The following is a 21062-nucleotide window of genomic DNA, read 5'->3' as shown; positions in this document are numbered from 1 at the left end:
ATTTGGTTAACAACTAATTAACCGGGAGCGCTTTTCATGCGACAAGACAAACTCACTACCAAATTACAGGAAGCCCTGGCCGATGCGCAAAGCTTGGCCGTGGGCAACGACAACCCGTATATCGAACCGGTCCACCTGCTGACGGCCCTGTTGAACCAGGATGACGGTGGTGCCCGCTCGCTCTTGCAGCGGGCCGGCGTCAATGTGGGGGCACTGTCCAAGGCCCTGGGCGCCTCGCTTGAACGCCTGCCGAAAGTGTCGGGCACGGGCGGCGACGTGCAGGTCAGCCGCGAATTCGTGGCCCTGTTGAACCTGGCCGACAAGGAATCGCAAAAGGCGGGCGACCAATTCGTGTCCAGTGAAATGGTCTTGCTGGCCATGACGGACGACAAGTCCGACTGCGGCAAACTGGCGCGCGAAAACGGCCTGACCCGCAAGGCCCTGGAAGCGGCCATCGGCGCCGTGCGCGGTGGCAACAAGGTGGACTCGCAAGAAGCCGAAGGCCAGCGCGAAGCCTTGAAAAAATACACCCTGGACCTCACGGAGCGGGCGCGCAAGGGCAAGCTCGACCCTGTGATCGGCCGCGACGATGAAATTCGCCGCACCATCCAGATCCTGCAGCGCCGCAGCAAGAACAACCCCGTGCTGATCGGCGAACCGGGCGTGGGCAAGACGGCCATCGTCGAAGGCCTGGCGCAGCGCATCGTCAATGGTGAAGTGCCGGAATCGCTGAAAGGCAAGCGCGTACTGTCGCTGGACATGGCCGCCTTGCTGGCCGGCGCGAAATTCCGTGGCGAATTCGAGGAGCGCCTGAAATCCGTGCTGAAGGAACTGGCCATGGATGAGGGGCAAACCATCGTCTTCATCGACGAAATGCACACCATGGTGGGTGCGGGCAAGGCCGAAGGCGCGATGGATGCCGGCAATATGCTTAAACCGGCGCTGGCGCGCGGCGAGCTCCATTGCGTGGGCGCAACCACCCTCGACGAGTACCGCAAGTACATCGAGAAGGATGCCGCGCTGGAACGCCGCTTCCAGAAAGTGCTGGTCGACGAGCCGACCGTGGAAGCGACGATTGCCATCCTGCGCGGCTTGCAGGACAAATATGCGCTGCACCACAAGGTGGAAATCACGGACGCGGCCATCATCGCTGCTGCCGAGCTGTCGCACCGCTATATCACGGACCGTTTCCTGCCCGACAAGGCGATCGACCTGATCGATGAAGCGGCGGCGAAGATCAAGATCGAGATCGATTCGAAGCCGGAAGTGATGGACAAGCTGGAACGCCGCTTGATCCAGCTGAAGATCGAGCGCGAAGCCGTCAAGAAGGAAAAGGACGAAGCTTCGTTGCGCCGCCTGGCCCTGATCGAAGAAGAAATCGTCAAGCTGCAGCGAGAATACAATGATTTCGAGGAAATCCTGAAGGCGGAAAAAGCCGTGGTGCAGGGCAGTACGCACATCAAGGAAGAGATTGAGCAAGTCAAGTTGCAGATGGAGCAGGCCACGCGCGAGAGCAACTGGCAGAAAGTGTCGGAATTGCAATACGGCAAGCTGCCGCAGCTGGAAGCCCAGCTCAAGCAGGCTGACAGCGGCATCCCGAAACGCGACCCCGACCAGCCGAAATTGCTGCGCACGGAAGTGGGTGCCGAGGAAATCGCCGAAGTGGTGTCGCGCGCGACGGGCATACCCGTGTCGCGCATGATGCAGGGCGAGCGCGACAAGCTGCTGCACATCGAAGAGAAGCTGCATGAGCGCGTCGTGGGCCAGGATGAAGCGATCACGGCCGTGGCTGACGCCATCCGCCGCTCGCGCGCCGGTTTGAGCGATCCGAACCGTCCCTATGGTTCATTCATGTTCCTGGGACCGACGGGCGTGGGCAAGACCGAGCTGAGCAAGGCGCTGGCGACCTTCCTGTTCGATACGGAAGAATCGATGATCCGCATCGACATGAGCGAGTTCATGGAGAAGCATTCCGTGGCCCGCCTGATCGGCGCGCCGCCCGGCTATGTGGGTTACGACGAGGGCGGCTACCTGACGGAAGCCGTGCGCCGCAAGCCGTACAGCGTGATCCTGCTCGACGAAGTGGAAAAGGCGCATGCCGACGTCTTCAATGTGCTGCTGCAAGTGCTCGACGATGGACGCATGACGGATGGCCAGGGCCGCACGGTGGACTTCAAGAATACCGTCATCATCATGACCTCGAACCTGGGTTCGCACAAAATCCAGGCCATGGAAAGCGATGATCCCGGTGTCGTGAAGCTGGCCGTGATGGCCGAGGTACGCTCGCACTTCCGTCCCGAATTCGTCAACCGCATCGACGAAATCGTGGTGTTCCACGGCCTCGACGAGAAAAACATCGGCGCGATCGCGAAGATCCAGCTGAAAATTCTCGAAGAACGCCTGGCGCGCATGGACATGCAGCTGAGCTTGACGGACGCGGCCTTGCAGCAAATCGCCGAAGCGGGCTACGACCCGGTGTATGGTGCCCGTCCTTTGAAGCGGGCGATCCAGCAGCAGATCGAAAATCCGCTGTCGAAGCTGATCCTGGAAGGCAAGTTTGGCCCCAAAGACGAGATCCGCATCGACGCCCGGAACGGCAACCTGGTGTTTTCGGGTGCCCAAGTGGGGCTGGACAAGGTGTAATGTCGCAAAGGCCGGGGTCAGACCCCCGTCATTGTCAGCGCTGAATTTTGCGTTGGCGGTGTTGGGGGTCTGACCCCAGCGGTGAAAGCAGGGCGGTATCAGGCTAGACCTGATGCCGCCCTTCTTGCTATCATCGTCACTATTTTCTGACTAATTCCGGAGGCGGTACGATGGCAAACACATGGCAAGCAGGGCGGCGCATTGGAGTGGGATTGACCTTGGCGGCAGCCGTTCTGGCATTGCCTGCCCAGGCTCAGGCGCAGGAAGAAAAAGTACTGAATATCTATAACTGGTCGGACTATATCGGCGACGATACGATCAAGAATTTTGAGAAGGAAACGGGCATCAAGGTACGCTACGACGTTTTCGATAACAACGAAATCCTCAATGCGAAACTGGTGGCGGGCAAGTCCGGCTACGATATCGTCGTGCCGACGGCCCAGTGGGCGCGCCTGCAGATCGATGCGGGCCTGCTGCGCAAACTCGACAAGAGCAAGCTGACGAACCTGGGCAACCTGGACCCCGGCTTGCAGGCCAAGCTGTCAAAGATCGACCCGAACAACGATTACCTGGTCGACTGGCTGTGGGGCTATACGACGGTGGGCATCAACGTCAACAAGGTCAAGGCCGCGCTGGGCGGCATGCCCATGCCCGAGAATGCCTGGGACTTGATCTTCGACCCGAAGTATGCAGCAAAGCTGAAATCGTGCGGCGTGTCTTTCCTCGACTCGCCGTCGGAAGTGCTGCCGGCCGCCCTGCAATACATGGGCAAGCCCGCGTACTCGAAAACGGCTGGCGACTACCAGGAAGCGGGCAAGGTGCTGCAAGCCATCCGCCCTTACGTGACCCTGTTCAGTTCGTCAGGCTACATCAATGACATGGCCAACGGTTCCGTCTGCGTCGCGCTGGGCTGGTCGGGCGATATCAATATCGCGCGCCAGCGTGCCATCGACGCGAAAAACGGCAATGTGATCCAGGTGTTGGTGCCGAAGACGGCCGCCCTGATGTTCGACACCATGGCTATCCCCGCCGACGCGCCGCACCCGAACAATGCGCACCTGTTCATCAACTATATCCTGCGCCCGCAAGTGCATGCCAGCCTGAGCAACAAGGTGTTCTACGCGAATCCGAATCCGGCCAGCATCAAGTATGTACGCAAGGACATCGGCGAGAACAAGGCCATCTTCCTGTCGGACGCCGACAAGCAGCGCATGGCCGCACCGGAAGCGACCACGGCCGATATCCGCCGCCTGATGACGCGCATCTATACGAAGTTTAAAACGGGAGTGTAAATATAATGATGGCGCGAGGGACGGGCTGGTGGCCGTCGCTGGCGCCATGCGATAGTGCCAAGGTGAACACTACTCGTGGTAGCGGTCCATCAGCTTGTGGTGACTGCCGCGCATTTCTTCGATCAGTTCAAAGGCGACGAAGCCGATGATGGCGGCGAAGATGGCGATGAAGAGAAAAACGAGGAAGATTAACATGGTCTTTCAGCCGCCGTTGGACGGCTGTCCGCTGGGTTGCTCAAGGTGCCAGAGCAGCGCTCCAGCACGTCGTTGATGCAATTAAACTCTAGCAGATCGGCAGCGCTTTGCAAGGCTGCTGAGTTGTAATTCCTGCCAGTATTTGTCGCAGCGCACTTTTTGTGCCTTAAGCTGTTTCACCCACCCCTCTTATTTCACCACCAGGTCATGCGCCATCACGGCTTTCAAGTAGACGCTGATGGCGTCGCCCGGCTCTCGCTGGGAGAACCTGTCCATTCTTGCGCTGGCCTTGCGCATTTCCCTGCTTGATCACCGTTATTTCACCACCAAGTCATGCGCCATCACGGCTTTCAAGTAGACGCTGATGGGGTCGCCCGGCTCGCGCTGCGAAAACCACCACGCGCTAGCCTTGCGCATTTCCCATTCCTGCTCCTCGCCCGTCAGCATCAGGGCGGCCGCCTGGCCCAGCGTGGGCTGGTGACCGACGATGAGCACGGTTTCCTTGCCGCCGGGCCAGTTGGCCGCCTTGAGGATGTCTTCCGCCTCGGCACCAGGCGCAAGTTCCGGCATCAGCTTGAACTTGCGTCCCAGCGCTTCCGCCGTTTGCAAGGTGCGCAGGGCGGGGCTGACGAGGATGCGGCAATTTTCCGGTAGTTGCGAAGCCAGCCATTCCCCCATGCGGCGCGCCTGTTTCTGGCCTTTGACGGTCAGGGCGCGTTCAAGGTCGGGCAGGCCCGGCTCCGCTTCTGCGTGTCGCCACAAGATGAGATCCATGCTGTGCTCCTCTGTGTAGAATTGCCTATTCGCCGACCTCCGCGCCCGGCGTCCCCAGTGTGCGCATCAAATACTGCTGGGCGCTGAACGGCGTTTGCTTGCCGCGCGGCTTGCGGCGCGCGTAGTGCCCTGTCGGCTCCAGTTCCCATGCATTTGTATTATCCTTCAAATACGGATTCAGGCCCTCGGCGATCACGCGCCGCTTCAGCGCCCGGTCCAGCACGGGGAAGGCTACTTCCACGCGGCGGAACAGGTTGCGGCTCATCCAGTCGGCGCTGGCCAGGTAGACATCGTGCGCCAGGTCGTTACGGAAGTAATAAATGCGGCTGTGCTCAAGGAAACGGCCGATCACGGAACGCACCTTGATGTTTTCCGACAAGCCAGGCACGCCTGGCTTCAGGGTGCAGGCGCCGCGCACGATCAGGTCGATCTTCACGCCATCGGTCGAGGCCGCATACAGGGCGCGGATCACGGATTCATCGACGAGTGCGTTGACTTTGACGATGATGCGTCCGCGCTGGCCTGAGCGGGCGATCTTCGCCTCGTTGCGGATGGCCTTGATGATTTCGCTTTGCAGGCCGAACGGCGCCAGCCACAGATGGTTCAGGTTGTGCGGCTTGGTCAGGCTGGTCAGGTGGATGAAGACTTCGTTCACTTCCACGGCCAGGTCCTGGTTAGCCGTCAGCAAGCCAAAATCCGTGTACAGCTTGGTGGTGGTGGGGTGGTAGTTGCCGGTGCCCAGGTGGGCGTAGAAGCGCAGCGTGCCTTCTTCGCGGCGGATGACGAGCGCCACCTTGGCGTGGGTCTTCAGGCCCACCACGCCATACACGACTTGCGCGCCGGCCTGTTCCAGCTTGTCGGCCCAGTTGATATTGGCTTCTTCGTCGAAGCGTGCCATCAATTCCACGATGACGGTCACTTCCTTGCCCATCTTCGCCGCCGTGATCAGCGACTCCATCAAGTCCGAGTTCATGCCCGTGCGGTAGATCGTCTGCTTGATGGCGACGACGGATGGATCGTAGGCGGCGCTGCGGATGAAGTCGATCACCGTCTGAAACGACTGGTAGGGGTGGTGCAGCAGGATGTCGTGCTTGTTGAGCGCGGCAAAAATGTCGTTGCCGATGGCTTTATGCGCGAGGCCGGGGAAGAAGGGGGGGAAGCGCAGTGCGGGCTGCTTGACGTGGTCGATCATTTCCGACAGGCGCACCAGGTTCACGGGGCCGTTGACACGGTACAGCCGGCTTTGATCCAGGCTGAACTGGTCGAGCAGGAACTGTGACAGTTCTGGCGGGCAATTACGCGCCACTTCCAGGCGCACGGAGGTGCCGAACTGGCGCCCCACCAGTTCGCCCTTCAAGGCCTGGCGCAGGTTTTTGACTTCGTCTTCGTCCACCCACAGGTCGCTGTCGCGCGTGACCCGGAATTGAGAATAAGCAATCACCTCGCGCCCGGCGAACAAGTCCGAGATGTGGGCATGGATGACGGAGGACAATAAACAGAAGGACACGCCATCGCCGGATATCTCGTCCGGCAACTTGATGACACGCGGCAAGACGCGTGGTGCCTTGACGATGGCGATCGCCGTGCCGCGCCCGAACGCATCCTTGCCGCTCAGCGAAACGATGAAATTGAGGCTTTTATTGATCACTTGCGGGAACGGGTGGGCCGGGTCAAGGCCGATTGGCGTGAGCAGGGGGCGCACTTCGCGGTCGAAATACTGCTTGACCCAGGCGCGCTGCGCCTCGTTGCGGTCGCTGTCGCGCAGCAAATGCACGCCCGCTTCGCGCAGGGCTGGCAAGACGTCGCTATTTAATATCTCGTACTGGCGTTCCACCAGCGCATGGCATTCCTTGCCGATGCGTTCCAGGTTGGCCGCCAGGGCAGGGTGGCCCGCCAGCGTACCGCCGATGCTGCCGACCGCCAGCAGGCTGGCCACGCGCACCTCGAAGAACTCATCCATATTGCTGCTGACGATGCACAGGTAGCGCAGGCGCTCGAGCAGCGGAATGTTCGGGTCTTCCGCCTGGGCCATCACGCGCCGGTTGAAAGTCAGTTGCGACAGTTCACGGTCAAGCAGGATGCCCGATTTGGTCACTTCCATGTGCAGTTCAGGTTTCATATTCTTTTGTCTTTGCAGATAGTTAATTCTAGCCGTATTTGATCATGTATGACGTCTCGTGAGTGTAATCATGAAATATGACGTAAGCGTGACATAGGCTGTCATAAAGCGTCGCCAGTCTTGTCATTTTTCGCCCCGGAAATGGCAGTTCTCGGGGCGTAGGCAAATATTTCATGAAATTTGGTGCATGTCATAAAGCTGTCATATTCGCTTGCTAGACTGCGCAGCATTCAACCGGGACTTTGCGCCCTAACAACCCTGAGGACTTGATATGCAAATGAAGCAAATGTTCAAATTTATCGTCGTGGGTGCTTCGGCAGCGATGGCATTTTCTTCCGCTTCCGTCATGGCGGCAGATATGACAGGTGCTGGTGCAACCTTCCCGTACCCGATCTACGCCAAATGGGCCGAGACTTACAAAGCCAATACCGGCAACGGCCTGAACTACCAGTCCGTCGGTTCCGGCGCTGGCATCAAGCAAATCAAGGCCAAGACTGTTGAATTCGGCGCCTCGGACATGCCTTTGAAGGCAGAAGAGCTGGAAGAAGCAGGCCTGATGCAGTTCCCTGCCATCATGGGCGGCGTGGTCACCATCGTCAACCTGGACGGCGTGAAACCTGGCCAGCTGAAGATGACGGGCAAGGTTGTTGCTGACATCTACCTGGGCAAGATCACCAAGTGGAGCGCTCCTGAGATCGCCGCACTGAACACGGGCGTCAAGCTGCCGGACACGGAAATCACCGTGGTGCACCGCGCCGACGGTTCGGGTACGTCCTTCCTGTTCACCGACTACCTGTCGAAAACCAATCCGGAATTCAAATCGAAAATCGGCGCTGGCTCGGCTGTGAAATGGGCCGTGGGCGTGGGCGGCAAGGGTAACGAAGGCGTCGCCGCCAACGTACAGCGTATCAAGGGTTCGATCGGCTACGTCGAGTGGGCTTATGCCAAGAAAAACAGCATGTCGCACACCCAGCTGCAAAACAAGGACGGCAATTTCCTGCAGCCTGACGACGACAACTTCAAGGCAGCAGCCGCTTCGGCACCATGGACGCAAACCCCAGGCTTCGGCGTGGTACTGACCGACCAGGCTGGCAAGAACAGCTGGCCTATCACCGGCGTGTCGTTCATCCTGATGCACAAAGTCCAGGCTGACGCAGCCAAGGCAAAAGAAGTCCTGAAATTCTTCGACTGGGCCTACAAGAACGGCGGCGCCGCTGCTGTTGAACTGGACTACGTGCCGATGCCAGCATCGGTCGTGAAACTGGTGCAAGAGTCGTGGAAAGCCAACCTGAAAGACGCTTCGGGCAAAGCCATCTATTAATCTGATAGCTTGATCATATAAGTACTCATCCTTGCCCCTCCGCCAGCAGCACGGCGGGGCAGGGAGTTAGCCAGGACCGCCCGCAAGCCCTTGCAGGCGGTCCTGGCTAAAAAAGCAAGATAAAACAAGAGTTTAAAAATAAGCAATACCTGCAGTACCACCCACATGGCACATTATGAGCGCACAATCTACCTCTTCCACGATCCCCATGCCAGGCGGCACCATGACCGATTCCATCAGTCACGCGCAAATGCTTTCCACCATGCGCAAGCAGCGCATCCAGGATTTCCTGTTCCACAAGGTGACGATGCTGTTCGCCCTGTCGGTGCTGATCGTCCTGGTCGGCATCATCATTTCGCTGATCATGGAATCGATACCGGCCTTCAAGACCTTCGGCCTGCATTTCATCGTGTCGGCAGAATGGGACCCCGTCAATGACCAGTACGGTGCCCTGATCCCCATCATCGGCACCCTGGTGACGTCGGTGATTGCCCTGCTGATCGCCTTTCCCGTCAGCTTTGGCATCGCCCTGTTCCTCACGGAAATCTGCCCGGCCTGGCTGCGCCGCCCGCTGGGCACGGCTGTCGAGCTGCTGGCCGGCGTGCCATCGATCATCTACGGCATCTGGGGCCTGTTTGTCTTTGCCCCCCTGTTTGCCGACCACGTCCAGCCTATCCTGAAAGCCAGCCTCGGCAACGTACCCGTCATCGGCCAGCTGTTCAGCGGCCCCATGATGGGCATCGGCTTGCTGACGGCCGGCCTGGTGCTGGCCATCATGATCATCCCCTTCATCGCTTCCGTGATGCGCGACGTGTTTGAAATCGTCCCCGCCGTGCTGAAGGAATCGGCCTACGGCCTGGGCTGCACGCGCTGGGAAGTGGTGCGCAAGATCGTCTTGCCTTACACCAAGACCGGCGTCGTCGGCGGCGTCATGCTGGGCCTGGGCCGCGCACTGGGCGAGACCATGGCCGTCACCTTCGTCATCGGTAACGCCAACAAGCTGTCGTGGTCGCTGTTTGCCGCCGGTAACAGCATCACTTCCTTGCTGGCCAATGAATTCGGCGAAGCGCAATCGGCGCTGCACGTGTCCTCGCTGTTCTCGCTGGCACTGATCCTGTTTGTCATCACCTTTATCGTCTTATCCGCCGCCAAGCTGATGCTGGCTGGCATGTCCCGCAAGGAAGGCACGAAATGAGCCAGCTCAGCCAAGTTAGCACCCACGACGCTCCGGCCAAGCCGGCCATGAACCCTGTCTACCGCAAGCGCCTGCTGATGCACCGCATCGGCATCGCCCTGTCGGTGGCTGCCATGGCCCTGGGCCTGGCCGTGCTCGTATGGATACTGTTCACGCTGGTGATCAAGGGTTTCGGCGCACTGTCCGTCGACCTGTTCACACAAACGACGCCGGCCCCCGGCAGCGAAGGCGGCGGCCTGATCAATGCCATCGTCGGCAGCGCCCTGATGGTGGGCCTGGCCACCGTGGTCAGCACCCCGATCGGCATCCTGGCCGGCATCTACCTGGCCGAATACGGCGAAGAAAACAAGTTTGCGCAAGTGACGCGCTTCGTTACCGACATCATGCTGTCGGCGCCATCGATCGTCATCGGCCTGTTCGTGTACGCGCTGTACGTGGCGCACGTCAAACATTTCTCCGGTTACGCCGGTGCCATCGCCCTGTCGCTGATCGCCGTGCCGGTGGTGGTGCGCACGACGGACAACATGCTGCGCCTGGTGCCGAACAGCCTGCTGGAAGCGGCGTTTGCCCTGGGCGCACCGCGCTGGAAAGTCGCCACTCTGGTGCGCTTGCGCGCCGTCAAGGCCGGTGTCATCACCGGTGTTCTGCTGGCATTGGCCCGCATCGCCGGCGAAACGGCGCCGCTGCTGTTCACGGCCCTGAATAACCAGTTTCAAAGCTTCAACATGAATGCGCCGATGGCCAACTTGCCGTCCGTCATCGCATCGTTTGCAATGAGCCCGTACGATAACTGGCGCTCGCTGGCCTGGGGTGGCGCACTGCTGATCACCTTCAGCGTGCTGGCCTTGAATATCCTGTCGCGCACCGTGTTCAGCCAAAAAGTCCCACATTAAACAGATACCGAGCGAAGCGAACCCATATGAATACGCAAATGAATCCAGCCCAAGACCTGGCACCAAAGAAAAAAACCATCGAGATTTCGGGCCTGAACTTTTTTTACGGCAAAACGCAAAGCTTGCACAACGTCAACCTGGACATCCACGAGAAGAAGGTCACGGCTTTCATCGGCCCGTCCGGTTGCGGCAAGTCAACCCTGTTGCGCACCCTGAACCGCATGTACGACCTGTATCCGGGCCAGCGCGCGGAAGGCTCGATCCTGTACCGCGGCCGCAATGTGCTCGATGCCGACCAGGACGTCAACATGCTGCGCGCCAAGGTCGGCATGGTGTTCCAGAAGCCGACGCCGTTCCCCATGTCCGTCTACGATAACATCGCCTTCGGCGTGCGTCTGTATGAAGACTTGTCGAAGGGCGAGATGGACGAGCGCGTCGAGTGGGCCCTGAAAAAAGCGGCCCTCTGGGGTGAGGTCAAGGATAAGCTGAACAAGAGCGGCCTGTCGCTGTCGGGCGGCCAGCAGCAGCGTTTATGCATCGCACGCGGCGTGGCCGTGAAGCCGGACGTCTTGCTGCTCGATGAGCCGACCTCGGCGCTGGACCCGATTTCGACCTCGAAAGTGGAAGAACTGATCAGCGAACTGAAACAGGATTACACGATCGCCATCGTGACGCACAATATGCAGCAGGCGGCGCGCTGCTCCGACTACACGGCCTATATGTACCTGGGCGAACTGGTGGAATTCGGCGAAACGGACCAGATTTTCATGAATCCGGCCCGCAAGGAAACGCAGGATTACATCACGGGCCGCTTCGGCTGATCTGCCCAGAATAACGACATATAAGACAACTGAATACGGAGAGACAGCATGTTAGGCGAACATTCATCCAAGCAATACGACAACGAACTCGAAGCGATCCGCTCGAAAGTGCTCCTGATGGGCGGCATCGTTGAAACCCAGTTCCTCGACGCGATGACGTGCTTTCGCATCGGCAATCCGGAACGCGCCGACCGCGTGATGCGCGAAGACGACGTCGTCAACCAGCTCGAAGTGTCGCTGGACGACGCCTGCAGCCATTTGATCGTGCGCCGCCAGCCGGCCGCCAACGATTTGCGCACCATCATGGCCACCATCAAGGTGATTACCGACCTCGAGCGCGTGGGCGACGAGGCGACCAAAATCGCCCGCGTGGCGAAGAATCTGCACAAGCGGGGCAACGGCGTCGTCAACCATTACGAGATGGTGCGCGGCATTGCCAACACGGCCACCGACATGCTGCACGACGCGCTCGACGCGTTTGCGCGCAACGATGGCAAGCAGGCCTTACAATTAATTGCACAAGATGCCATCATCGACCATGAGTTTCGGTCTATCATGCGCAACTTGATCACCTTTATGATGGAAGACCCGCGCACGATTTCGGCGGCGCTCGATACCCTGTGGGTGGCCAAAGCCATCGAACGGATCGGCGACCATGCGAAAAACATCGCCGAATACGTGATTTACGTGGTTGAAGGCAAGGATATCCGCCACACCAAGGTGGCTGCTCCCGCCATTTCCGAGGAGCTCCCTGAGTAAGCTTTATGGCATCTGATAAAACCACGGTATTGATTGTTGAAGATGAGCCGGCCATCGTTGAACTGGTGACCTATTCGCTGCGCGAATCCGGCTGGAATTGCTGTTCTGTACAAAACGTTGCCGATGCCTGGGAATTCATCCAGCACCGCACGCCGCACCTGATTCTGCTGGACTGGATGCTGCCGGACCAGACGGGCTTGCGCCTGCTGTCGCGCATCCGCGCCGACCGCAATTTCGCCGCCATCCCCGTCATCATGCTCACCGCCAAGAGCATGGAAGAAGACAAGCTGGCCGGCCTGAACAGCGGGGCCGACGATTACGTCACCAAGCCGTTCTCGCCGCGCGAGCTGCTGGCGCGCGCCAAAGCGTTGTTGCGCCGCAAGAGTCCGGAACACGCGCAGGCGCCCATGCGCGCCGGCAACGTGGCGCTGGATCCCGTCAGCTGCACCGTGATGATGGATGAACAGAAGATCGATATCGGCCACGCTGAATACAAGCTGCTGAAATTCCTGCTGGCCCATCCGGAGCGCGTGTTTTCGCGCAGCCAGCTGCTCGACAAGGTGTGGGGCGACCATGTGGTGATCGAGGAACGCACGGTCGATGTCCACGTATTGCGCTTGCGCAAAGCCTTGAAAGAGGCGGAAAGCCTGATCAAGACGGTGCGCAGCGTCGGCTACATGTTGTCTGAAAAATAAAGCTAGCCTCTATGAATCCGAAATTGCTGTTCTGGGTACCGGCCGCCTTGCGCATGGTGCTGGCGCTGCTGGGCGTGGCCATCGTCTGGTATCTGTTTGGCGCGACGTATGCGCTGGGCATCGCCTTCGTGCTGATGGCCATGATGGTGTTCGTGCAGCTGTCGTATCTGTTCCAGCTCAGTGACTGGCTGGACAATCCGCAAAGCGCCAAGCTGCCCGACGGCTGGGGCGCCTGGACCAGCATCTTCGCGCGCCTGTACCGCATGCGCCGCGACGACGAGAAAAACCAGGCCGAACTGACGGAATGGCTGGCGCGTTTCCGCCAGGCCATGCATCTGCTGCCCGACGGCGTCGTCATCATGGACGACGTGCTGTTCCTCGAATGGTGCAATCCGGCCGCCGAGAAGCACCTGGGCCTCACGCACGAGCGCGACAAGGGCATGCGCGTCACTAACCTGATCCGCAGCCCCGAGTTCATGGATTACATCATCCTGGGCCGCTACGACCAGCCGCTGACGATCACCTTCCGCAACCGCAAGCTGATCGTGCAGATCATTCCGTTTGAAAACCGCCGCCAGATCCTCGTCACGCACGATGTGACGGAGACAGAACGCATCGAAATGATGCGCCGCGACTTCATCGCCAATGCCTCGCACGAACTGCGCACGCCGCTGACGGTCATCGTGGGCTTCCTGGAAATCGCTTCTGCCGAGCTGGACCTGGACGCCACCACGCGCGCTGCCCACCTCAAGCTGATGACGGAGCAGGGCCACCGCATGCAGCATTTGATCGAGGACATGCTGACCCTGTCACGCCTGGAATCGGTCGACTATCCGCTGCGTCCCGAGCCGGTGGATATCAAAAAGCTCATGCAGCAAGTCTTGCGCGACGCCAAGGGGCTGTCGGCCGGCAAGCATGAAGTGACCATGGAATGCAATGGCCCGGACGTGCTGGGCAGTTACGACGAGCTGTATAGCGCGTTTGGCAACCTGGCCTCGAACGCCGTGCGCTATACGCCGGCTGGCGGCAGCATCACGCTGCGCTGGCAAGATGGCCCGACCGGCCCGCAATTCATCGCGCAAGATACGGGCATCGGCATCAGCCAGGAACATATCTCGCGCCTGACAGAGCGTTTCTACCGCGTCGACAAGAGCCGTTCGCGCGAAACCCAAGGTACGGGTCTGGGCCTGGCCATCGTCAAACACGTGTTGCTGCGCCATGGCGGGACTTTGGCCATCCAGTCCGTGGCCGACAAGGGCAGCAGCTTCATCGTCAGCATGCCCAAGTCCGTCGTCACGCCGCTGCAGGGCGAGCTGCTGGTCAAGTAGTCCGGGGGAGGGTAGTCCCCTCCCTGTTTCCTCGGCGGCTGGTGCAATGTTGGCATAAGTCGTTACAATCAGGCCATGACTTTAATCAACGCCTCTTTTCGCCACGCCGGCGCGCAGCAACTGGCCCAGTCGCTGCAGGCTGCACGCCAGGACACCTTGTCCCTGTTCGACTGTTATGTCAGTGCCGGCCTGGACGTGGTGGCGGGCCTGCCCCGTCATCCACGCCTCAATCCACCGTTATGGCAACTCGCGCATATCGCCTGGTTCGCCGAGTGGTACATCCTGCGCGAAGCCGCTTCCAGCCACCCGGCCGACGCCATCTACAATTCCCTGCTGACGCGCGGCGACGACCTGTTCGACGCCAACATGGTCGAACACCGTGCGCGCTGGAAGCTGGAATTGCCCAGTCCGGGTGCCGTGAAAACGTATTGCCACGAAGTGCTCGACCGGGTCCTGGACAAGCTGTCGCGCGAACCCGATGTCGACACCGCGCTGGCGCCGTACCGGCTGGCGCTGGCGCATGAGGATTTGTGCGGCGAAGAAATGCTGGCCGGCTTGCAATGGCTGGGCCTGGAAGCCCCGGAGTTCCTCGCTGCCAGTCCCGCCTTGCCGGCAGCGGCGGGCGAGATCGCTTTTCCTGGCGCTAGCATCGAACTGGGCTCGCCGCGCGGGGCCGGGTTTGCCTTCGACAATGAATCGCCACCTTATCCTTGCTACGTGCCGGCGTTTTCCATCGATGCTTGCGCCGTATCCAACGCCCAGTTTGCCGATTTCGTCGCCGATGGCGGCTACCAGAACCGCCAGTTCTGGAGCGCGGCCGGCAGCGCCTGGCTGATGCAGCAGGAGCGCTCGTCGCCTTTGTACTGGTTGCGTGAAGCGACGCAGTGGCGCACCATGCGCTTCGGCCAGCGCACGACCTTGCCGCCGAATGAAGCCGTGCGCCACATCAATCTGTATGAAGCGCAAGCGTACTGCGCCTGGGCGGGGCGCCGCCTGGCGACCGAGGCGGAATGGGAGTATGCTGCGCTGTCCGGCCATCCGCGCTTTCACTGGGGCCAGGTGTGGGAGTGGACGGCGACGCCGTTCGAGCCGTATCCGGGCTTTGCGCCCGATGCCTGGCGCGAATATTCAGCGCCGTATTTCATGCAGCACCAGGTGCTGCGCGGCGCCGCCTTCGCCACGCCGCCGCGCCTGCATTCTGCCCGCATGCGCGCCTTCCACGCGCCCGAGCGCGGCGATATCTTTGCCGGCCTGCGCACCTGCGCCTGGTAAGTCCGAGACAGCCAGCTGCTACCCTTTTCAGGAATACTTTTGAGTACAGATAACGCCCCGCAGTTCATTCCCAAACGCATCACGCCCACGCCAGAGCAGATCGCCATCCAGACGGCGCAAAAGAAAGTGGTCTTGATCGATGCCAACGCCGGCGCGGCCAAGACGACGACCCTGGCCCTGCGCCTGGCCGAGGCGCTGCACCGGGGCCGCGCGCCCGAGCGCATGCTGGCCCTCGTGTTTACCGAGGCGGCGCGCGTGGCCCTGCGCCAGCGCCTGCTGGAAGTGGGCGTGCCGCTGGGCGTCGTCAAGCGCCTCGTCATCGACACCTTCGACGCCTTTGCCGCCAAGGTGCTGCTGCAGCTGGAAAACATGCAGGTGGCGTTCATGCGCAGCGATGAAGAGCTGCGGCCCGTGGCCTGGGAAGCACTGGAAGTGGTCTGCGAAAAATATGCCGACCGTTACCCGCTGGAAATCAACACGACGAATGGGGCGATTGCCGAATTTCTGAAACTGCAATTGCGCACCAAGGCGCGCATGGATTTTCAGCATCCCGACTTCGAGAGCAACTCGCTGGATGACAACCTGGAAATGCTGGGAATGTCGCGCACGCATTATCTGTGGCTGCGCGAATATGAAGGCTTGCGTGGCGCCGACACGGGCGATATCCAGTTCCGCGCACCGTTCGACGCCACCTACGACCTGGTGCGCATGCTCGACGGCGACGAGCCGCTGCGCCAGCAATTGCCGGCCTTCCAGATCATCGTGGCCGATGAATTGCACGACTTGAACGAAGCGTCGTTCCGCCTGCTGACCATGCTGATACGCCGTGGCAACGCGTTTTTCTGCGGCGCCGGCGACAAGGATCAAGTGATCTACACGTGGTCGGGCGCCGACCACCGCTTTTTGCGCCAGCGCTTTGAGCAGGAATTCCCGGCCTTGCAGCGCTTGCCGCTGACGGCATCCTACCGTTATGGCCCGCAACTGGCGCAGGCCGTGGGCGTGCTGAAAAACAAGGCCAGCGTGTCGGCCCTGTCGCGTGCCACCCACATCGAGCTGCTGGAGTATGAGCATGCGCAGCCGCAAGCGTGCAGCGCGCAGCTGATCGCCGCGCTCGAACACGCGCATGCGGGCACGACGGCCATTTTGCTGCGCGACCGCGATCAGGCCATCCGCGTGGAAACGGCGTTGTTCCAGAGCGGCATCGCGTATGGCCTGGTAGACATGAACAGCTATCTGCAGAGTCTGGAAGTGCTGATGCTGCGTGGTATGGTCGCCATCGCCCGCAAGGATTTGCACGCCATCAAGAGCGGCCCGCGCCGCGGCGAGATCCTCGAAGCCCTGGTGGCGTTTGCGGAAATCCCGTTTACGCGCGATGAGCTCCAGCAAGCCAAGGCCGACGTGGCCAACTATCCCGACTTGCTGGAAGGCTTTTTGACGAACCAGCTGGCCAAGTCGCACAACCAGGACAAGGCGGCGCTGACCCTGGCCGCCGTCGATTACCTGCGTGCGCTGCCGCCCGATGCTTTGGCGGGCGACGCCTTGCAGCACATCTTCGGCCTGATGCAGCTGGAACAGACGGCGCGCCGCATCTATGTCGACCCGGCCCAGGCGCGGGTCGTGGCCCGTTCCCTGCACGGCTTCATTGCCGTATGCAGCGAAGCGGGCGTGGCGCTGGGCGGCTTTGCCGGCTGGCTGGGCGAGATGGAAGAGGCCGTGACGGTCTCGACCGGCAAGGCCAGGCTGGTCATCGCCTGCATCGACCAGATCAAGGGCCTCGAGTATAACCACGTGATTTTGCCTTACCTGGCCGTCGATGAATTCCCGCGCAGCAAGACTGACCCGCTGGAAGAGGAAAACCGTTTTTATGTGGCCGCCACGCGCGCGCGCGACAGGCTGACCTTGCTGACGCCGGAAGACCCCGCCTACCGGAGCCGCTATATCGCCGCCCTGCAGCTGAAAAACAAGATTGTTGCGCCCAAGGCATAGATCTTTTGCTCGGCGGCTGCTTTTTGTGAAAGATGAAAGCGGGCATACTTTGTTCATGTGATCGCTTTTGATCTGAATTAACAAAGCTAATCAAGGAGAAACGACGCCTAACAAAACCGTAGCGAGCGGCGATGATTTGTGGCTAAGAAGCGCAACCGTGCTAGAGCACGGTGAGCATCGCAGGCCGCAAAGCGCGACGCGCAGTAGGTTTTGTTTGGCGTCCACGGTATGAAAGTATTTTTGACAGGTGCAGCGGGATTTATTGGCAGTTCCATCGCGGCGGGCCTCGTGCGCGCCGGCCATCAGGTCACGGGCCTGGTGCGCAAACCGGAACAGGTGGCCGAGCTGGTCACCATCGGCGTGCACGGTATCGTCGGCACCTTGAACGACCGCGAGCTGCTCATCGAGCAGGCGAAGGCGGCAGATGCCGTCATCAATGCTGCCAGCAGCGACCACCGGGGTGCGGTCGAAGCGATCCTCGATGCGCTGGCAGGCACGAACAAAGTGTTCCTGCATACGAGCGGCTCGTCCATCGTGGGCGACGCCTCGGGCGGCGAGGGGGCGCAACAGATTTATTACGAAGACAAGTTGCCGGCGCCCACGGCCGACAAGGCCGCCAGGGTCGCCATCGATGACCTGGTTCTGGCCGGCGCAGGCAAGGGCGTGCGTGCGAGCGTGTTGTGCAATACCCTGATCTACGGCCACGGCGCCTTGCCGCGCGACAGCGTGCAATTGCCCCGTTTGCTCAAGCAGGCGCGCAAGAGCGGTATCGTGCGCCACGTGGGGCCGGGCCGCAATAGTTGGTCCAATGTGCATATTGACGATGTCGTCAGCCTGTATCTGCTGGCGCTGGAACAGTCGCCCGCCGGCAGTTTTTACTTTGTCGAGTCGGGTGAAGCGGCCTTCCGCGACATGACGGCCGCCATCGCCCAGGCACTGGATCTGGGGCCTGCGCAGGATTGGCCGCTGCCCGAGGCGATAGCCGAATGGGGCTACGAGATGGCTTCCTACGGTCTCGGTTCCAACAGCCGCGTGCGCGGCGCACGGGCGCGTACCCTGCTGGGCTGGCAGCCGCAGGGACCGTCCGTGCTGGAGTGGATCGAGAACGACATGCTGCAGCCGCCGCATGCCAACGCCGTTTAATGCAGCTCAGCAAAGCCGCATCTGTGTGCGCTAGCGAACGGTGCTATGTGAGGATCAGGAGTATGATCGCTTTGCTTGGTTGAGACGCACTGCCGTGAAGTTGGCGGCATGTTCGATCTTCCAGCAGGTCAGCCGGTCGCCTCAAGGATCGGCACCAGATTTCTGCCCGCGTTTGCGCCCTGCGCCACGCGGCTGTGCACTGCGCACCCCTTCGAAGCCGGCGCTAGCCGGTCTTGCCTGTCGTTTCCGCCGCTGCGCCATTCACCGCTGCCTGTCCGCCATTCGCCGAAACGGTGTTTTCCCCTCCCCGAAATCCGCGTATCTTTACGATCAACCAACTCAAAGGGGGGACCGTGAAACCTGAACCAGCTTATAGCCGCCGTACCCAGCTGCTGTGGGGCGTGCTGCTGATCGCCATCGGCGCCATCATCTTGCTGGACCGGCTCGATGTGATCTATCTCCACGATTACTATGCACTATGGCATTATTGGCCGCTGATACTGGTCGTCTTCGGCCTCAACAAGTTGCTCACGCCCGTGTCCGCCAAGCAGGTGTTGAGCGGCCTGTGGCTGATCTTTTTCGCTGCCTGGTGGTATGTGTCGTACGAAGAACTGTGGAATCTGAATTTTTACAATAGCTGGCCGGCCTTGCTGATCGCCTGGGGCGTGGGCCTCGTGCTGGAACCGCTGTTGAACAAACATTTTATTGCCTATCGGGAGTCCGAGCATGAAAAATAAGCCGCCGCTGCACTCGCCATCGCAGATCGTGCTGGGCGTCATCGTCATCGGCCTGGGGCTGTTATTCCTGCTCGATAATCTCGGCTTCATCAATGTGCGCTACACCTTCCGCTTCTGGCCCACGGCGCTGATCGTGTTTGGCTTGCTGAAACTGTCGCAAAGCCGCAGCGCGAACGGCTATTTGTTGGGCGGCATGCTGGTGCTGCTGGGCGTAGTCTGGACGCTCAAGCACATGGGCATCTTCTACCTGAACTGGGACTTGCTGTGGCCCTTGCTGATCATCGGCCTGGGCGTGGGCGTGGTGTCGAAGTCCTTGCCCGGCGCGCAGCAACGCCAGCGGCGCCGGCGCTTTGCTGCGCAGCAAGACAGTACGCCAGCGCCTGACGCGTTTGGCCAGGCCAGGAATGGCGCCGTGTCGCTGGACAAGGACGCAGCCGATACCAGTGCAGCGCCCGGCACCGACGGGCAGGTGGACGATGACAGCATCATCGAAGTGACGGCTATCCTGGGCGGCTATGTGCGGCGCGTGTCGTCGCAGCGTTTCAGGGGCGGCGATATCAATGTCATCATGGCCGGCTGCGAAATCGATTTGCGCCAGGCATCGATCGAAGGCGAAGCCGTGCTCAACGTGTTTGCCCTGTGCGGCGGCGTCACCATCAAGATTCCGCCCGACTGGAGCGTGGTACTGCAAGGTACGCCCATCCTCGGCGGCTTCGAAGAAAAGACCATCGTGCCACCGAACCAGAACAAACGTTTGTACGTGACGGGCTACGCCATCATGGGCGGCCTGGAAATCCGCAACTAGGCGCGCATGTCGGGGCCCCTGTCGAAGCGGCGCGGCGCCGTGGTGGTATTTCTGGTCTGCATCGCGCTGGGCCTGGCCCTGGCGTTCGTGCTGGCCAGGGTGGCCCACGCGCCCAGGCTCAACGCCGTCCTGCTGGTGGTGCCCGCCACGCTCGTGTATGCGATCGGTTCGGGTTTTTCCGCGTTTTACCTGTGCCGCGCCTATCCCTTGCACGCCCGCCATCCGCTCGCCATCGCGGGCGTGATGGGCGTGGCCGCCCTGTTTGCGGGCTTGTTGTGGGCCACCCTGCTGCAATTTTTGAACAGCGTCAGCCTGTTGATGGCGCTGCGCTGGCTGGGCGTGGACTTGACGCAATCGCTGCTGGCCCTGTTTTTCGGCCTGGGCGTGCTGCTGTATTGCCTGGCCGCCGCCGTGCATTATCTGTTGCTGGAATTCGTGCGCGCCAGGATGGCCGAGCAGCGGGGCCTGGAAGCGCAGTTGATGGCGCAGGAAGCGCAATTGCGCATGCTGCGCACGCAAATCGATCCGCATTTCCTGTTCAACAGCCTGAACTCCATCAGCGCCCTGACGTCGATCGATGCGGCGGGCGCGCGCCAGATGACGGTGCAGCTGGCCAGTTTCTTCCGCCAGAGCCTGAGCCTGGAAGCGCACAAGCACATTACCGTGGAACAGGAGCTGGTGCTGATCCGTCATTTTCTCGCCATCGAGCAAGTGCGTTTCGGCGCGCGCCTGCAAGTGGCGGAAAGCATCGACACTGCTGCGCTGGCGTGCCTGCTGCCGCCCATGCTGATACAGCCGCTGGTGGAAAATGCCGTCAAGCACGGTATTTGCGGCTTGACGGAGGGCGGCTTGATCGATATCGAGGTGCGGCGCGCGGGCAGCCTGCTGCAGATTGCCGTGCGCAATGCTGTTGATGTGGATCAAGGACCGGCCCGCGGCAAGGGCGTTGGGCTGGAGAACGTGCGCCAGCGCCTGGCCTGCGCCTATGGCCACGAAGCGGGCGTGCACTGGGTGCGGCGCGCTGCGACGTTTGAAGTGACGCTATCGATGCCGGCGCAGACCGGCGACACGGAGGAAGCATGAT

18 protein-coding genes are annotated in these 21062 nt (G+C 60.8%); 15 read left to right on the top strand and 3 right to left on the bottom strand.

Annotation, left to right across the window (positions count from 1 at the left end; all coding sequences use genetic code 11):
- Positions 1 to 36 precede the first annotated feature (36 nt).
- Both clpB and ACQ4WN_RS16330 read left to right on the top strand, forming a co-directional pair.
- Positions 37 to 2643, top strand: a complete 2607-nt coding sequence (gene clpB / locus ACQ4WN_RS16335) for an ATP-dependent chaperone ClpB (protein WP_436552488.1) — start codon at positions 37 to 39, stop codon at positions 2641 to 2643.
- A gap of 170 nt (positions 2644 to 2813) precedes the next feature.
- Positions 2814 to 3935, top strand: a complete 1122-nt coding sequence (locus ACQ4WN_RS16330) for a polyamine ABC transporter substrate-binding protein (protein WP_436552487.1) — start codon at positions 2814 to 2816, stop codon at positions 3933 to 3935.
- Positions 3936 to 4004: 69 nt separating this feature from the next.
- Here the strand turns inward: ACQ4WN_RS16330 and ACQ4WN_RS16325 are convergent, their stop codons facing one another.
- The 3 genes from ACQ4WN_RS16325 to ppk1 form a co-directional block, all read right to left on the bottom strand.
- Positions 4005 to 4130, bottom strand: coding sequence for a hypothetical protein (locus ACQ4WN_RS16325; protein WP_436552486.1), 126 nt, complete (start codon positions 4128 to 4130; stop codon positions 4005 to 4007).
- Between the two features lie 315 nt (positions 4131 to 4445).
- The gene (locus ACQ4WN_RS16320) at positions 4446 to 4904 is read right to left on the bottom strand and encodes a SixA phosphatase family protein (RefSeq protein WP_436552485.1); all 459 of its coding nucleotides are present in this window, start codon (positions 4902 to 4904) and stop codon (positions 4446 to 4448) included.
- A 25-nt stretch (positions 4905 to 4929) separates the two neighbouring features.
- Complete coding sequence (ppk1, locus tag ACQ4WN_RS16315; RefSeq protein ID WP_436552484.1) at positions 4930 to 7023, bottom strand: polyphosphate kinase 1; 2094 nt, start codon at positions 7021 to 7023, stop codon at positions 4930 to 4932.
- Positions 7024 to 7294: 271 nt separating this feature from the next.
- Between ppk1 and pstS the strand changes: the two genes are divergently transcribed.
- The 13 genes from pstS (at position 7295) to ACQ4WN_RS16250 (ending at position 21061) form a co-directional block, all read left to right on the top strand.
- On the top strand, positions 7295 to 8344 hold the full coding sequence (gene pstS / locus ACQ4WN_RS16310) for a phosphate ABC transporter substrate-binding protein PstS (RefSeq protein ID WP_436552483.1): 1050 nt from the start codon (positions 7295 to 7297) through the stop codon (positions 8342 to 8344).
- A gap of 223 nt (positions 8345 to 8567) precedes the next feature.
- A complete protein-coding gene (gene pstC, locus ACQ4WN_RS16305; RefSeq protein ID WP_436552482.1) occupies positions 8568 to 9539 on the top strand; it encodes a phosphate ABC transporter permease subunit PstC in 972 nt (323 codons plus the stop codon).
- Entirely contained in the window at positions 9536 to 10432 is an 897-nt protein-coding gene (gene pstA, locus ACQ4WN_RS16300; RefSeq protein ID WP_436552481.1) for a phosphate ABC transporter permease PstA, read from the top strand. The genes pstC and pstA overlap by 4 nt, the downstream gene beginning before the upstream one ends.
- Positions 10433 to 10470: 38 nt before the next feature.
- Positions 10471 to 11253, top strand: coding sequence for a phosphate ABC transporter ATP-binding protein PstB (pstB, locus tag ACQ4WN_RS16295; RefSeq protein WP_373629715.1), 783 nt, complete (start codon positions 10471 to 10473; stop codon positions 11251 to 11253).
- 48 nt (positions 11254 to 11301) lie between these two features.
- Positions 11302 to 12012, top strand: a complete 711-nt coding sequence (phoU, locus tag ACQ4WN_RS16290; RefSeq protein WP_071078202.1) for a phosphate signaling complex protein PhoU — start codon at positions 11302 to 11304, stop codon at positions 12010 to 12012.
- Between the two features lie 5 nt (positions 12013 to 12017).
- Complete coding sequence (locus ACQ4WN_RS16285) at positions 12018 to 12707, top strand: response regulator (RefSeq protein ID WP_034755074.1); 690 nt, start codon at positions 12018 to 12020, stop codon at positions 12705 to 12707.
- An 11-nt stretch (positions 12708 to 12718) separates the two neighbouring features.
- Positions 12719 to 14035, top strand: a complete 1317-nt coding sequence (gene phoR, locus ACQ4WN_RS16280) for a phosphate regulon sensor histidine kinase PhoR (protein WP_436552480.1) — start codon at positions 12719 to 12721, stop codon at positions 14033 to 14035.
- A 75-nt stretch (positions 14036 to 14110) separates the two neighbouring features.
- Positions 14111 to 15307 (top strand): selenoneine synthase SenA, encoded by a 1197-nt coding sequence (gene senA / locus ACQ4WN_RS16275; RefSeq protein ID WP_436552479.1) that lies wholly within the window; start codon positions 14111 to 14113, stop codon positions 15305 to 15307.
- 39 nt (positions 15308 to 15346) lie between these two features.
- Positions 15347 to 17293, top strand: a complete 1947-nt coding sequence (locus ACQ4WN_RS16270) for a UvrD-helicase domain-containing protein (protein WP_436552478.1) — start codon at positions 15347 to 15349, stop codon at positions 17291 to 17293.
- A 228-nt stretch (positions 17294 to 17521) separates the two neighbouring features.
- A complete protein-coding gene (locus ACQ4WN_RS16265; RefSeq protein ID WP_436552477.1) occupies positions 17522 to 18436 on the top strand; it encodes an NAD-dependent epimerase/dehydratase family protein in 915 nt (304 codons plus the stop codon).
- Between the two features lie 353 nt (positions 18437 to 18789).
- Positions 18790 to 19173 carry a LiaF transmembrane domain-containing protein gene (locus ACQ4WN_RS16260; protein WP_436552476.1) on the top strand — a complete coding sequence of 128 codons (384 nt, stop codon included), beginning with the start codon at positions 18790 to 18792 and terminating at the stop codon, positions 19171 to 19173.
- Positions 19163 to 19978 (top strand): LiaI-LiaF-like domain-containing protein, encoded by an 816-nt coding sequence (locus ACQ4WN_RS16255; protein ID WP_436552475.1) that lies wholly within the window; start codon positions 19163 to 19165, stop codon positions 19976 to 19978. The genes ACQ4WN_RS16260 and ACQ4WN_RS16255 overlap by 11 nt, the downstream gene beginning before the upstream one ends.
- 6 nt (positions 19979 to 19984) lie before the next feature.
- Positions 19985 to 21061 (top strand): sensor histidine kinase, encoded by a 1077-nt coding sequence (locus ACQ4WN_RS16250; protein WP_436552474.1) that lies wholly within the window; start codon positions 19985 to 19987, stop codon positions 21059 to 21061.
- Position 21062 lies beyond the last annotated feature (1 nt).

The organism is Janthinobacterium pasteuri, assembly GCF_051380775.1.
GTDB lineage: Bacteria > Pseudomonadota > Gammaproteobacteria > Burkholderiales > Burkholderiaceae_D > Janthinobacterium.
Note: the sequence above shows the minus strand (reverse complement) of the source record. Positions and strands in the feature narration are given on the sequence as shown.